The following is a 15,263-nucleotide window of genomic DNA, read 5'->3' on the forward strand; positions in this document are numbered from 1 at the left end:
AATTAATTTGTGTAAATAGCATCTCTGTTGTAGTATTTCCGTTGAATACTATTTACTATATTCTTATTCTGAAATTTGCGTTTATTTAGTGTCTACGTTATTCAGATCTGTTAATCCATTTATCCGCTATGAAAGTACCTCACTGGAGAATTATCTTACCTTTACTCGTCTTCATACAGATTTTATTTTCACATACATCTGCCCAAACCGTTAACCCAAAAGCCAGGCTTTTGTATGAACAATCTCAACAATATATACTGGAAAGAAAGTTTGATCAGGCTGTATCTGTACTGGAAAAAGCCATTGAGCGTGAGCCTAATTATCCGGAAGCTCATTTTCGTTTGGGTAATGTTTATGAACTAAAATCGCAGGTGGAAGCAACAGAAAACTATGCAGATCTGAGTCGTCAACATTATGAAAAAGCCATAGAACTAAAACCAGGTAATCCCTCTTTTATGAGTGCCTATAGTATATTGGGAGATTACTATTTACGCAAAGCAGATTATACCAAAGCCAAGGACTATTACCAGAAGTTTCTGGATCTAAAACCACCAAAGCAGTTTCAGGTAACTATGGCTATGCAGCAAATTGCGAATTGTAACTTTGCAGCAGAAGCCATGCAACATCCATTGGCATACAAAGCTAATGCGATGACCAAAGAGCTAAATAAGTTTGCACTCCAATACTTTCCTGTACTTACCGCTGATCAACAAACGGTATTTTTTACAGCGCGCAAGGGATTGGATGCCCGAAGTGACGAAAATATTTATGTAGCCTACAGAAAAGGAAATGAATGGACCGAGCCAGCTCCTCTGTCAGATCGGATCAATACAGTAGAAAATGAGGGGACATGTACTATTTCTGCGGATGGTCGCACACTGGTATTTACCAATTGCGATGGGAGACAAAGCTTTGGGAGCTGTGATTTGTATGTGTCTTATAAAATTGGTAACGAATGGACTGAACCTCTTAACCTAGGTAACAAAGTCAATTCACCCTTCTGGGAATCACAACCTTCACTCTCCGCAGATGGACGTACACTTTATTTTACATCTGACCGGCGTGGAGGATATGGTAAACGCGATATATGGGTAAGTAAACTTGGAGATGATGGGTTGTGGGGAGTGGCAAGTAATCTGGGAACCAATATCAATACGCCGGATGATGATCTCTCGCCTTTTATCCACGTAAATGCCAAAACGTTGTTTTTCTCATCCAAAGGCCATATTGGAATGGGTGGCTTTGATTTATTTTCGTCTGAACTGGAAGGAGGAAAATGGTCGTTTGCCAAAAACCTGGGCTATCCTATCAATAACCAGGATGACCAGGTATCTCTGTTTGTTTCAGCAGATGGAAAGAAAGGATATTTTGCTCATGAAGAACGACAAGGACGTAAGTATATCAGCAGCCAGCTTTACGAGTTTGACTTTCCGGAAGAAATTGCAGTAAAGCATAAGAGTAACTATCTGAAAGGCATCGTATACGATGCCAAAACAAAAAAAAGTCTGGAAGCTAAAATAGAACTTTTTAACCTGAATGATGGAGCATTGGAAGCAGTCATGAAATCAGATCGTAAAGAAGGATCTTATCTGACAGTACTTACAGAAGGAGCCTCATATGGATTGTATGTAGATAAAGAGGGTTATCTGTTTAAAAGTTTGTATTTCGATTATTCCGGAACTAAAAACAACGAACCGGTTGTCCTGGATATCTATCTGCAACCTATTGAAAAAGGAGCCAAAGATATTTTGAATAATCTTTTCTTTGAGACAGGCAAATGGGAGCTCGAAGGTAAGTCCAAAACGGAGTTGGATAAACTGATGGCTCTGATGAAAAATACAAAAGGATTGCGTATAGAAATATCAGGACATACAGATGATGTAGGTAAGGACAGTGATAATCTGGAACTCTCTCTGAAACGGGCCAAAAGTGTGTATGATTACCTGATCAATGCAGGAGTTGAGAAAAATCGACTTACCTATGTAGGATATGGAGAAACACAGTTTGCAGTCCCCAATAACTCGGAAAAAAACCGGCAACTAAATCGAAGAATCGAATTTAAGGTATTATAAAGAAAAGCCCCACTACAATTCAGTGGGGCTTTTTTATGTCAGGAATGTTTGGCAACGGGTGTGTCAACTTCTCCTTTTGTTATCGGATAATGTTTCATAACTTTGGTTACACCTCTAGTAATCTGTTTTTCCAGCCGTTTGGGGCTGTCAATCACTCCAGAAGCAGATCCTCGCCAGATCAATTCCTTCGTAGATGCCTCTATTACGTCTACAATCAAAGTTCCCTCTGTATAATTATATGATCTAAAATTGGAATTCCAGGCATAAGGCCAGTTTCCATGGCCCCAGGGATAATACCACCATCCCATACGATAACCACCCGGATACAACATAGGACTGCCATAATTATATGCCATATGCTTCTTCTCTGTATAGGTATGAAAAGAGATTAGTAAACCCGGGCTTTGATCCGGATTTACCCGCATCAGGCCTCGTTTTACCAGTTCAAGCTCCACATGTTCTTTTATATTCCGGTTAATAAGCTTACTGGTATACAATGGGTTGCTACCCACCTGAATGTCTTCTTTCATCCAGGCAAACGTTTTGAACTTTGAGAAGTCTACGTTTTTATCATAATCTGTAGCTACTTGTCCCAAGCTACAGGTAGTTGCCCATACAATACAAAGTGTATAGACCACTGACTTTATTATTGTTCTCATAGTTAAAGGATTGTGTATGAGAGTTAGATTTGTTTTTTTACAAAAGATTTTATCCGTTCAGCCTCCCTATGTGTAGCAGATATTACTGTATCTCTGGCTAACACCTGAGAGCTTTTCAGGAAAGCGTAACCCTCTTTCAGTAAACACTCGCCTTCCTTCTTTACCTCAGCGTCTTCTGAAATTAGCTTATAGTTGATGTTGTGAAGAGTCTTCCGTAAATGAAGATTGGTCTTAGCGTCTAATGCGGGCATTTGCTCCCACATTTCTATTTCATCATGTACCACCATCCACTCAGCGGCATGATACTTATTGGCAAAGACATCTTCATTTAATGTTCCTTTTCGGGCAGCAGCAGCCATTTGCAGAAGGTCTACAATTGCACTATCCAGCTTGTTACGAATCTCACTACCTTTACCTGAATCTTCTTTTTGAAGAGAAGTGACACCCTCACGGATATAAATAGACGCCTCCAGATTTTTGTGCGTTTTTAACAACTGTAGCGCCTTGCAAAATTGTACATCAGACCGATTGTCCAATATCTTATCTTCTGCAATCCCCACATAAGAGGTATCATACATGATATCAGAAACAGACTGTGAAGATACTTTATAGTCACGCCTTTTCCCTTGACATGACCACAGTAATGCAACTATCATCAAGCTTAGGAGCACAGCAGCAGGTATCATTCTACACAACATTTTCATATACAATACAGCGTTTATGAAGGTCTTTCTTCAGGAAGACTCTTTATGAATCTATGAACAGGTATGATCTGGATAGCACTATATTTCAGGCATGTTCTTTCAGAAACTTTCCTTCCAGATCAAAAAACAACGTGCGTTTATATTTCCCATTCTCAATCACTACTTTGTAATAATCAGGCTTTTTCGAAGAATGAATCATTTCTTTTTCACTAACAATCTTCCATCCTTTATAGTCTTTCTCCAGGGTATTTGTAATAACAGCAGGTAATTCTCCATTTTTCGTCTTTTCACTGAAGTAAAGTAATCTACCATCTTTACTATAAATGGAGTGTGTTACTGTGTGATTGCTTCTGGTATCAACCTGATAATAATCTGCAGATTGGCCAGCCCTGTAATCGGATGATCGTGTATCTACTACTTTCCAGTTTTTGGTATAGGTATCCAAAGGCTGTAATGTATTCTTTGTGATAACCTCATTGGGAAAGTCTTTCAAAAAAGCGTTAATTTCATCTGTTGGTGTTTCTCCGGAAGGGACTTTTTTTATTGTAATAGTTTCAGTGGTCAAAGAAACCTGAGCCTGCAAACTCACCCATGAGATTGCCAAAAGGATACTTGCAAATACTATCGTTTTCATCTTTGTAAAGGTTTGTAGTAATAATAGATAAATAGGAAAACTCATATTCAACAATAGCTGAAGTGATAGGAATCGTCTATTTTCCAACAACTTTCTATTGTTGAGAAACCCGAGACATTACAAAAAATACGAGTAGATTTGGGCTATCTTATTCAATAATTACAAAGGTGAAGTATCTTAGAAGGAGGTATAAACACATTTTTTGCCATCTTCGACAAACTTAGTCAGATGTACCGGAGGAGCAATGTCATGTGCGACAGCATAATCAGATTGCCAGTTAATTTGTACAATTCCTGAACCCTTTATAGAAGGGCTGGTACGCTGAGCAAATCCATTCATGTCATCATATACCCATAAATGCAACTTACTGTTAGTTGTACTATCATCTGAGAATACATATTCAAATTCCAGATATCCAGTCATATTCTGTTTCCGTATAGCAGCAGGCAGGTCTGTAACAGAAGTTGTTGCCTTATGTACAAGGAAAAGTTCTATTTCGTAAGGATTATCAAAATTCTCTACACTGGCTTGCAAAAACAGTGGATAATAATCTCCTTTCAGAAATCGTATTTGTTCATCATCATACAGATTAACATCAGCTTCTCCATTTTTACCTGTATAAGCCTTTTCTATCCCAGCCAGCTCTACTCCTTCTATAGGTTTATGATTAAAAGAATCCAGTACTTTTATATGCAAGGTTTGAGCATTTGACACCACTCCCTGTGACAATGCCAGAATCGAACTGACTATAACCAAAAGTCTCATACGTTCTTCCTTTATGTTACACAACAAAAGTAGAGGTAGCATATTAGAACCATCTTAAAACAAAATTAAATGTGTATTAAAAATGGCATTTCGTCTGTTCATAGAAGGACTTTCCTAAAAAATCACTAAACTCGCTTCCTAAAAATGTATTGTTATGGGATATACTATATCTATTTATAGACGAGAAGTAAAATCGAAACAACTGGCATACGAAGGAGAAGATTTCTTTGAGAATACAAACAACTTGCTTCCCTTCACATCTGATCAAAAAGAAACACTCGAAAAACGCCTGTTGAACTACGGGTATTTGCTACAAAATGAAAATGCTACAGGCAAACAATTTGAACATAAAAAGCTAAAAGGTGTTTTGGCTTTACTCACAGATCATGCACTCTACTTCGAAGCCGGTTTTACGGAACAAGGTGTATTTGAAATATCTATGACAGCCTCTGAGTTTACAGACACAGATGAGTTTGTCAAATATGATCCGCAAAATGAGGGGTGGGAAGAGTTTTAACCTGCTGGCTAGATTTGCAACAAATACTTTGAAAAATACTTCACAGGTACAAATTACTATTTCTACAAGAAATCTAAAGGAGATGATCAAGAACCAGTATTTTGTAAAACTGACCGGAGTTCCAGTCATTAACAAGGATGAACTAAATTCTGGTCAACAAAAAAGTTGACCATTATTCGAATAACTTTGAGAAATGATCGGTATTCTGGTCAAACACAAAAGTGATTCAAACTCTGGTCATTTTATAAATTGGTAATCACATGTCTCTCATTATTTTTTCTATCCGTTTGAACTATATTCGAATAGCTGAGAGAATGTATACTTACTCATTCTCATTAATTATCGACATCCCGTATTAAGGGTCTTCCATCGGCAATACGTTTTTCATAAGAAACATGGAATCTGCTCAGATCTGGTTTATATTTTCTCTTCCTTTTTAATTCATACTGATAGATTGTTTGCCCCAACTGGTAGAGAAACGGATGAGCAATTGTATCATATTCATATTTATTGTCATTCAATATCCCATCACTATTTACATATAAAGTAGCTGTCAGCATATACTCCACCTTATTTTTAAAATCTGCCACATAAGAAACATCCGTCATAAACCCATACGCCCACCCTACTTTATTAAAGACCCTCACCCCTTCTGGTAGTTGGTGATGCAGGCTATCCTGAAAAAAGAATTTAACATATGTATCATAATATTGTGAAGAATCATAGTTGGGATAGTTGGTCTCGCCCGGAAATTGAGACAAATATTGATATACAAAGGAATAATCCTCTTCTGTCAATTGGAACTTCTGTCTGGCCTTTACTGAAGTAGGAAACATAACAGATTGCAATATCTGCTGCAATGATTGCAAGGGTAGTTTATTTCGCATAGTAAAGTCAAAAGGCTCCTGTACCAGACTATCTTTGCTATCATAATATCCTTTACCAAGTTTTTCCACTCGCCGAAAGTCAAAAGCATCCCGGTTATAAGCAGCAGGCTGGCTATAAACCATTTCGCCCTTTTCAGTAATAAAACGAACTGGATTTGTATGTCGGTTTTCCTCTGGTGTCATTCGAACAAATCGATGCGTAATACGAGTATCCGGATAACCTTTGGCATGTAAAGACCGATTGATAGTTTCCTGTCCGACAAATTCATACATACGACTATAGGCATCATTATCACTTACCAGAAAGGCCTTTTTTATAAAATGAGCAATAGATGGATAACCGTTAAGAGAAGTAGGGTCTTTCCATTCTCTGGACTGATTACTATAGGCACTGTCGAACTGCATGGCAGTATTTTTTGTAACTCCAGCAACATTCAACTGGTTTATTTTTTCCAGTGATAGCAAAGCAAGAGGCAATTTGACTGTAGAAGCAGGATTAAAATAGAGTGTGCTATCTACCTGATACCTATAGTGTGTAAAGGAGGGAGCATTGTGTTTATCCCGATCTATACGGGTATAGATAATCTGCAACCGATACTCCTGAGGATGTTGAATAACTTGCTGAAAAATAGCATCTGTATTTTTAGTAAATAGCTTTTTCAGAAAGTTGTCTGTTTGTACCTGCCCTAAACAAACTGAGGCAATCAAATAAAATGGAAAAGTTATAAGAAAGTGGTATGTATAGTTTTTCATGGTTACTAATATACAAAACCACATCCAAAAATAAATTAACCTTGTATGAACTTAGAAATCAGTCCGAATTTCCATTTCAGCTATTCATTTCCTTTATTCTGAATTATTTCGTTTTTTCTAAAACACTACTGACATACTGCTGTCACTCCCCTGTTGTTTCTTTGTAATACACTAAACAACAAGACCATGTTACAGACATCTATTGAATTAGCAGAATCTTCTCTTGTCTCTTTAAGCAGAGACTATGCAAATTATAATGCATGGGCTAACAAGCAATTGATCAACTGGCTACAAGCCAAGCCTGCACAATTAATGGAAGTAGAAGTAGCATCCAGTTTTCCGAGTGTACATTTAACAGTATGGCATATCCTGCAAACGCAACAATGGTGGTTAGGTAATCTGAAACGTAGTCCTCTCGGTAATACAAGAGACACAACTTTTGACGGTACTACTCAAGACATGATGCAGACTCTGCTACAACAGTCTGAAGAGTTCTGTGCTTTTGTAGAGAATATGACAGAAGAAGATTTGTATGAAATGTATCCCTTTAATATTCCGTATGTAGGAGATTTTTCCAGATCCGGCTTTGAGATTGTCCAACATTGTATGAATCATAGCACCTATCATAGAGGCCAGTTGGTTACGATAGGACGTGAACTAGGCTTCACAGATGCGCCAATGACCGATTATATGTTTTATCTCTTAATGGCCTGACTAATAAAGAAAACGGTACAAGACGTATCTGTCTTGTACCGTTTTTATATAACAAATCGATAATCGATTAGTTTGACGCATATACCTGTTGCAGGTATGCTTTTACAGAAGTAGGTTTATGGCCTATCAATCTCTCAAGAGTGGCATCTGTATCAGCAAACTCTCCCTGAGCAATACCTTGATTAAACCCTGTCAATAAACCCACTACCTCGCCGGGAACTCCTGCTTTTGTCAATTCAGCTGTAAATACTTCTGCAGTTGGAGCGACATAAGTGATCTTCTTGCCTGTGATCTCTGTAAGAATATCTGCTACATCCTGAAAGGATACAGCTTCGGTATTCACAGCTTCATACTCCTTGTTTTCGTGTCCTGAAGTTGTTAACACAGCAACAGCTAGTTCAGCAAAATCCTCTCTTGTTACAAATGAAGACTTTCCTTCTCCTGCAGGCTGGAATATTACTCCGGTTTCCAATACTTTGTCACCGATAAACATAGGAATGATATCTGTATACAAAGCATGTTTTAGTATAGTATATGGTACTCCTGACGACTTTAACAATTTCTCTGTATATAAATGCGACTTGGCAATAAAGGTAATAGGAGAAGTTTCTGTTTCATTTTTACGGGCAAAGCTGGTATAAATTACATGTCCTACGCCTGCCTCTTTTGCTGCATTTACTACACTCTCATGTTGTTTTTCTCTGTTAACTATATCGTTACTTGATACAAAATATAGCTTGTCAATCCCTTTGAATGCAGTTACCAGTGAAGCATACTCATTGAAGTCACCAATACGTGCTTCAATACCTTTAGCTGTAAACTCTTTCGCTTTCTCAGCATCTCTTACCAATACAACGATAGAAGATAGAGGTAATTTTTTTGCCAGTAATTCTACAACCAGTTTACCTAAATGTCCAGTTGCTCCGGTTATTAATAATTTGCTCATTGTCATGTTTATTAATTTGTTTCGAAATAGTTGCACACCAAAATACAGTAACTTACTTTTGGTAACTCAAAGGTATATAGGTACGTTACATCAAACAAGAAGGCACCTGATAGTTAGACACTTACCTCCAGGTAACGATTATTGTAAATGAATGAGTTATGGAAGAAAGAAATCTTGAAAAATTTTCAGATCTGATGAACTGTCCCGTGCGGCATGTATTGGATCGGTTTGGGGACAAATGGTCAGTACTGATTCTGATCATGTTAGATGAGAAAGGAACATTGCGATTCAATGCCTTACACCATACTATTCCTGACATATCACAGAAGATGCTTACTGTGACATTGCGTACATTAGAAGCAGATGGCCTGATAACTCGCAAGATCTATCCTGAGATTCCGCCACGGGTTGAGTACCAGTTAACAGAGATGGGTAGTAGCCTGATCCCCTACATAGATGGACTAGCTAAATGGGCACTACATAATATGCCTCATATTCTACGTTCAAGGGATCAATACAACAACAAAGTGACATTGAATTAGTAATCTTGCGTATTCTATCTAATGCAACACTACAGAGAAGCTACCCTTCAGGATGCTGAGTCTATTGCTATACTCCATGCTACTAGCTGGAGAAATACCTATAGAGGCATGTTTAGTGATTCCTTTTTGGATACAGAAGTGTGGAAAGATAGAAAGAATGTATGGGAACAAAGATTTTTCTCACCTATATCCAATCAAAAAGTTATTGTAGCAGAAGAAAACGGTTCTCTTAGCGGATTTGTGTGTGCTTTTGGAGATGAAGATTCAGTATGGGGTACATTAATAGACAACCTCCATGTGTCACGTCAGAAACAGGGGCAAGGCATTGGTGCCCAATTGCTAAAACAGATTGTATTCTGGATGCAACACTCACATCTATCAGACTCATTTTATCTCTGGGTTCTGAATGATAATCATCCAGCCAGAAGATTCTATGAAAAGCTGGGAGCCACCAATCAGGAAGCAGTGTTACATGACAATCCAGATGGTGGACAATCTTTAGCACTCCGTTATGCCTGGCCTGACTATCGAATATTGCTTAACAAAATTTCATAATATCTAAAGAGAAAGGAATGAGTCCATTCGTGTGAAGTAGTATGTTCCATTCCTTTCTCAATTTTGATCTTATTGAATTCTTCCAGTCAGAGCGGAATAAATCAACCATACCCCAAACCCTGTCAGACATAGCCCTACGATTCGGTTCATCCAGTCTAATGTATGACTACTGAGATAATTACTAATTCTTCGGGCAAAGTACACTTTAAGAAGATCGGAAGAAAAAAGGATGGAAATAATACCAGCCAGAAATATATAGGCTTCTGCCGGGCTTTTTTCAATTTTGGCAGAGGCGACCGAAGCCATGCCAATCCAGAATAAAACTACTGCTGGATTCAGAGAGTTAAGTAAAAATCCTTTGGAAATAAATCGGAACGTTCCCACTCGCTGTGGTTGATTTGTGCCATTATCGGCTACTTCGAGACGAGATTTTTTCATAAAAGTAGCAATCCCAAACCCTATTGCGATAAGTCCGCCAACAGCAGCAATATTGGATTCAAATTGTTTGACCAATTGTGAAAGTCCCAACTGACAGACAAAAGCATACATCAAATCACTGAGAGCAATTCCGGCAGCCATTAAGGCTCCGGATCGAAACCCTTTCTGAATACCTGTTTGTAACAAAGAAAAAAACACAGGTCCTAAACTAAATGTTACAGACAGAATAAGGCCATATTTCATGCCCGTTAACAACGCATAAATCATTCCGCAAATCTTTTAAAATCAAACAAGCATTTCCATTGTCCTCTCTTACTAATAACAATCAGTAACAGATCAATTATTGGCAAAATTCTTCACAAAGGCCTCCCACTCTGCATACTGTTGCCTTTTCATTACACGCGGAAACTTGGTTTGACCACCGATCTTCCCTTTATGCTCCATCCATTGATAAAAAACCTCTGTAGGTACAACATCCACATATACATCTTTTAGTGCAGCAGCACGTTCTACCCGATAATCATCATTTAGTATTTTCAGTTTTTCATCTATCTTCTCACGTAATAATCGCGGGTCTGCCTCGTCATCCGTTCCTATAAACCAGTGATGTGCAAATAAAGTACCATGTGGTATACCTACAACTGTAAACTCACGAATATCTATTCCCTGTTCTTCAGCTACTTGCTGCACTGCCTTATTCATATTATCTACAGATAGATGCTCTCCACACAAACTCAGAAAATGTTTTGTCCGGCCAGTAATCACAATCTCACAAGCCTTCTTGTCTATAAACTTTATCACATCACCAATCAGATAACGCCACGCCCCAGCACAGGTCGACAGTAACAATGCATATTCCTTGCCCTCCTCTATCTGATCAATCATTAGTGTTTCCGGATTATCGACCATTTCTCCGTCCGGTCCAAAATTTTGTTCGTTGAATGGAACAAACTCATAAAACATTCCATTATTCAACACCATACGCATTGAATTACGCCCTGGTAACTGGTAAGCTATGAATCCCTCAGAAGCCAGATATGTTTCAATATAGATCAGAGGATGTGCCAGCAATTTTTCAAATCCTTTGCGATAGGGCTCAAAAGATACCCCACCATGTGTATACACAGCTAGATTAGGCCATATATCATGGATAGTTTTTAACTGATAGCGATCAATGATCTTCTCCATCAGAATCTGTATCCAGGCAGGTACACCTGCTATAAAGCCAATATTCCATTTAGGCGCCTGTTCTACAATCTCCTCCAGCTTTGTATTCCAATCTGCAATACTGGCAATTTCAAAACCAGGTTTGTAAAAATGTTGAAACCAGAAAGGTATTCTGCTGGCATTAATCCCACTCAAATCTCCTTCGAAATAGGTTCCATTGTAGTTGAGGTGAGTGCTACCTCCCAAAGCCAGCATACCCGTTTGAAACAGCTTGCCAGGAAGATCCGGATAGTCAGCAAGGGAAAGAATTTCACGGACACTGGTTTTGTGAATGGCCTTAATCATGGCCTTTGTAACCGGAATATGTTTGGAGGAGGATTCTGAGGTTCCGGAACTCAAAGCAAAATATTTTATTTTTCCAGGCCAGCATATATTCTTCTTACCTTGAAGGGTTTTATGCCACCACTGCTGAAATATCTTATTGTATGTAAAAACGGGTACGTTTTCCTTGTATTTCTTATAGAAGGCATGAGGGTCACGGTTATATGTAATCTCATGCAGAATCTCTTCAAAACCATATGTTTTCCCAAAAGCAGTCTTTTTTGCTTTATCCAATAACGCAGCCAACTCGTCCCGTTGCAATTCATAAGGCCTAACACGTTCCTGTTCAATCATTTTACGAAGTTTAATACCTCGCTTTAGTAAAGTCCCAATTATTGCCATGTGTGTTTTCCGTTAATTGAAATACTAATTATAATTCTGGCGTGCTAAAAATTATATCTTCTCACTAAAAACCTTGTAGTTTTGCAGTTATTATACCTGACATCTACTACACAACCATCTGTAAATGGCGAACAAAGTTAAACCGAAATCAACTGAAGTCAATACAAGTGTAATGCCTCCAACAGAAAACTGGCACCAAAACACTTAGTAAATACCTGTTCCCCAATAAACTAAATATCTATACCTGATAAATATCAGCAAAGTTTATTGGGCAAATCTATTTAATCGTTTTAATCATTCCTTTGGTTATGTCTATTCACGAAAATATCGCAGCTATTGAGAAACAACTCCAGCACACACACTGTCAACTGATTGCAGTGACCAAGACTAAACCTGTTGAAATGCTAAAAGAAGCATATGATGCAGGCTGCAAACAATTTGGCGAAAACAAGGTGCAGGAAATGCAGGAGAAACAACCTCTTTTACCTTCTGATATTCAATGGCATCTGATTGGACACCTTCAGACTAATAAAGTCAAATATATTGCGCCGTTTGTAGCACTCATACATTCTGTGGATAGCCTGAAGCTTCTGGAAGAAATAGATAAGCAGGCAGCCAAAAACAACCGTACAATTAAGTGTTTGTTACAACTATTTATAGCACAGGAAGAAACGAAATTCGGGCTTTCCTTTGAGGAAGCAGAAGAGCTGATCTCATCTGCAGCTATCGAAAATCTCAAACACATACAGATTGTAGGTCTGATGGGAATGGCAACATTTACGGAAGACCAGAATCAGATTCGTAACGAGTTTCGTAGTTTAAAGCAGTTTTTTGAGAAATTAAAAAATACATCTCTGCCGTCAAATGTCCAAATGCAGGAACTTTCTATGGGTATGAGTGGCGATTACGAAATAGCGATAGAGGAAGGAAGCACATTAATCCGGGTAGGAAGTGCCATTTTTGGAAGCCGATAAAGCAAGCCGACGAAGGCCATTTATAATCAACTATTCAGATATAGAAGCCTTCGTTTCTCCTTTTATTTTTTCAGCTAAGTTTGGTAAAGTAATTTTGAAAGTTGTTCCCTGACTAATTTCAGACTCTATAGCTATAACACCATTCAGTTTCTCAACAGCTTCTTTGACAATATATAATCCTAAACCAGAACCTTTGGTAGCATGATTAGCCCGATAGAATCGGTCAAATATCTTCTCTAAATGCTCGGAACTAATACCTTGTCCATTGTCGATTATCTCTATTACAGCCTTTTCAGGAGTTACATTTCCTCTAATCCTAATAGAAGGAGAGGATTGATTCAAGTTATGATAACGAATTGCATTTGAGATAAGATTGCTAAAGATCATATTCAGTCGTTTCGTATCACTGTAAAATACACCTGTCTGATTGACTTCTACTATTTTCTCAATCTTTATTGCTTCTTCCAGATGACTGAGATCGGTTAGTATATCCTCAATAAGTTTCGGGAAACTAACTTCTTCCAGTTGTAGGTCTGTATTATTATTTCGTGCATAATCAATAATATCTTGAATCAGTAAATCCATTCGTCGCAGTGTCTTTTCCTGAAGATCTATATAGTGTGGCAATTGGCTATCCACTGTGCTTTTGTCTTTTCGTATCAAATCAATCAAGCCTAACACAGAAGCAATAGGAGAACGCAAGTCATGCGAAACTCTGTACACCATGCCATCCATTTCAGCATTTAACTTCTGCAACTGTTCATTGGTAGATTCTACCATTTTATTTTTCTCCTTCAACTGCAGGTTTCCTGTTTCCAATTGAATGTTAGCTTGTTCCAGATCAGAGAAAGCAATAGAATATTGGCGGGATAATGTCAATGCCTGTGAAAACACAAATACGACCAGTCCAATATAAAAGAAATGTCCCGTCTGTATAATAAAGCTAGTATACAATATGTCATTTACTATCATCAGGAACAATACGACAAAGCCAAACAGGAAGTATGTGCTTCCTACCCGCTGATTTTTCCAGGCTTTGAAATAAACTGTAGCACCATATATAGCAATGAGAAAAATATATATCTGGAAAGGACGAACTCCATAACTAAATATATCGGGAGGAAACAAAAGAGTTAATCCGGCAAAAAGAAAACCAATCCAAACCACCCACCGGGTAACTACTCCCGAAACCTCTTTAGGAAACAGATAATGGGAATATAAAACAAATACCAAAGGAGAAAGATAAAGTGACAAAAACTCAAGATGAATAAGAGTATTCCAGCTTATATGAGCCCAGACATTAATTCCATATTCTCCTGTGGTTAGTATACGTATAGATAGAAGATTACAAACAATAAAAAAATAAAGGGGAGAAGGATTGCGACGTAAAAATATATAAAGAAACAAATGATAGAGACCGATTAACAAAAAGCTCCCAACCACGAAGTAATCCAAAGTCAGATTCTGTACACGTAAATGTTGAATATCCTTTGCCGGCCCAAGCTTAATTACATTCCAGAGCCCTCCCTTTCTATAATGGAAGTTCGATACAGGCACCAGAATTTCCAATGTATCACCTGTGGGCATAAAGGTTGCTTCAAATGGAGCAAATTCAGGAGTCATCTCAGCAAAAGACCGTCCTACTTGCCCCTCCTCTCCTACTTTTTGTCCATCCACATACATTTCCATCGCAGTAGAAGCAGTAAGTACTTTTAGGGCCAATAACTGTTTTTTATCAGGTAGGATAATTTTGAGCCGATACGTACAGTACCCATGCCCTTTTTTCCATTCACTACCAGCCACATTTGAATTCCAAACACCGGGGACAGATATATATGAAGTTACAGGTAGCTTGCGTGTATAAAAAGCCTCAGGGCTATACAGTCCATTCCAATACCACTCCCATTCTCCACTTAACTCAGTGATACCATTCTCTTGCCAGTCCCACTTACTTAAATCTAATACGCCTTTTGTTGCCTGCGGATATGCATTGGCAAACACACTTCTGGCAGGGAATAATAGCACACATATTCCCCAGAAAAAATACAATATGTTATGATTATAGCTCTTTGTCACGTAAAATTTTCGATTTCCAGCAAAACTACGATAACCCAATAGTAACGGATTTGTTTAACAAGCCTATGCGTAAAGTCTATACAACTACAGAGATTGACTAATTAGTAAATAATTGTACTCTCAATTATTTATATAAA

General features: G+C 38.1%; 15 protein-coding genes. 6 read left to right on the forward strand and 9 right to left on the reverse strand.

The genetic code is table 11. From position 1 onward, the window contains the following. Positions 1-128: 128 nt before the first annotated feature. Positions 129-2,072: an OmpA family protein gene (locus QNI15_RS00580; protein ID WP_314029998.1), complete on the forward strand. Its 1,944-nt coding sequence runs from the start codon at positions 129-131 to the stop codon at positions 2,070-2,072. Between the two features lie 38 nt (positions 2,073-2,110). Here QNI15_RS00580 and QNI15_RS00585 read toward each other — a convergent pair whose 3' ends face one another. The 4 genes from QNI15_RS00585 to QNI15_RS00600 form a co-directional block, all read right to left on the reverse strand. Further along, on the reverse strand, positions 2,111-2,731 hold the full coding sequence (locus tag QNI15_RS00585) for a DUF4136 domain-containing protein (protein ID WP_314030000.1): 621 nt from the start codon (positions 2,729-2,731) through the stop codon (positions 2,111-2,113). 23 nt (positions 2,732-2,754) lie between these two features. Then, positions 2,755-3,309 (reverse strand): hypothetical protein, encoded by a 555-nt coding sequence (locus tag QNI15_RS00590; RefSeq protein ID WP_314030002.1) that lies wholly within the window; start codon positions 3,307-3,309, stop codon positions 2,755-2,757. A 211-nt stretch (positions 3,310-3,520) separates the two neighbouring features. Further along, positions 3,521-4,069, reverse strand: a complete 549-nt coding sequence (locus QNI15_RS00595; RefSeq protein ID WP_313999588.1) for a hypothetical protein — start codon at positions 4,067-4,069, stop codon at positions 3,521-3,523. A 177-nt stretch (positions 4,070-4,246) separates the two neighbouring features. Next, on the reverse strand, positions 4,247-4,834 hold the full coding sequence (locus QNI15_RS00600) for a hypothetical protein (RefSeq protein ID WP_314030004.1): 588 nt from the start codon (positions 4,832-4,834) through the stop codon (positions 4,247-4,249). A gap of 154 nt (positions 4,835-4,988) precedes the next feature. On the opposite strand from QNI15_RS00600, the gene QNI15_RS00605 reads away from it, so the two are divergent. Further along, the gene (locus QNI15_RS00605; protein ID WP_314030006.1) at positions 4,989-5,351 is read left to right on the forward strand and encodes a hypothetical protein; all 363 of its coding nucleotides are present in this window, start codon (positions 4,989-4,991) and stop codon (positions 5,349-5,351) included. Positions 5,352-5,686: 335 nt separating this feature from the next. Here the strand turns inward: QNI15_RS00605 and QNI15_RS00610 are convergent, their stop codons facing one another. Next, on the reverse strand, positions 5,687-6,991 hold the full coding sequence (locus tag QNI15_RS00610; RefSeq protein WP_314030007.1) for a serine hydrolase: 1,305 nt from the start codon (positions 6,989-6,991) through the stop codon (positions 5,687-5,689). Positions 6,992-7,177: 186 nt separating this feature from the next. Between QNI15_RS00610 and QNI15_RS00615 the strand changes: the two genes are divergently transcribed. Continuing rightward, positions 7,178-7,705 (forward strand): DinB family protein, encoded by a 528-nt coding sequence (locus QNI15_RS00615; RefSeq protein ID WP_313999595.1) that lies wholly within the window; start codon positions 7,178-7,180, stop codon positions 7,703-7,705. A gap of 67 nt (positions 7,706-7,772) precedes the next feature. Here QNI15_RS00615 and QNI15_RS00620 read toward each other — a convergent pair whose 3' ends face one another. Further along, positions 7,773-8,651 (reverse strand): SDR family oxidoreductase, encoded by an 879-nt coding sequence (locus QNI15_RS00620; RefSeq protein WP_313999597.1) that lies wholly within the window; start codon positions 8,649-8,651, stop codon positions 7,773-7,775. 158 nt (positions 8,652-8,809) lie between these two features. Between QNI15_RS00620 and QNI15_RS00625 the strand changes: the two genes are divergently transcribed. Beyond that, positions 8,810-9,193, forward strand: coding sequence for a winged helix-turn-helix transcriptional regulator (locus QNI15_RS00625; protein ID WP_313974796.1), 384 nt, complete (start codon positions 8,810-8,812; stop codon positions 9,191-9,193). Positions 9,194-9,214: 21 nt separating this feature from the next. Beyond that, positions 9,215-9,748, forward strand: a complete 534-nt coding sequence (locus QNI15_RS00630; RefSeq protein ID WP_314030009.1) for a GNAT family N-acetyltransferase — start codon at positions 9,215-9,217, stop codon at positions 9,746-9,748. Positions 9,749-9,817: 69 nt separating this feature from the next. On the opposite strand, the gene QNI15_RS00635 is transcribed toward QNI15_RS00630, so the two are convergent. Together QNI15_RS00635 and QNI15_RS00640 are read right to left on the reverse strand one after the other, a co-directional pair. Beyond that, on the reverse strand, positions 9,818-10,453 hold the full coding sequence (locus QNI15_RS00635) for a LysE family translocator (protein ID WP_313974800.1): 636 nt from the start codon (positions 10,451-10,453) through the stop codon (positions 9,818-9,820). Between the two features lie 69 nt (positions 10,454-10,522). Next, positions 10,523-12,076: a GH3 family domain-containing protein gene (locus QNI15_RS00640; protein ID WP_313999603.1), complete on the reverse strand. Its 1,554-nt coding sequence runs from the start codon at positions 12,074-12,076 to the stop codon at positions 10,523-10,525. Positions 12,077-12,384: 308 nt separating this feature from the next. On the opposite strand from QNI15_RS00640, the gene QNI15_RS00645 reads away from it, so the two are divergent. Beyond that, on the forward strand, positions 12,385-13,050 hold the full coding sequence (locus QNI15_RS00645; RefSeq protein WP_314030011.1) for a YggS family pyridoxal phosphate-dependent enzyme: 666 nt from the start codon (positions 12,385-12,387) through the stop codon (positions 13,048-13,050). Positions 13,051-13,080: 30 nt separating this feature from the next. Here the strand turns inward: QNI15_RS00645 and QNI15_RS00650 are convergent, their stop codons facing one another. Further along, a complete protein-coding gene (locus tag QNI15_RS00650) occupies positions 13,081-15,075 on the reverse strand; it encodes a sensor histidine kinase (protein ID WP_314030013.1) in 1,995 nt (664 codons plus the stop codon). Between the last annotated feature and the right edge of the window lie 188 nt (positions 15,076-15,263).

The organism is Xanthocytophaga flava (genome assembly GCF_030068545.1).
Taxonomy (GTDB): domain Bacteria; phylum Bacteroidota; class Bacteroidia; order Cytophagales; family 172606-1; genus Xanthocytophaga; species Xanthocytophaga flava.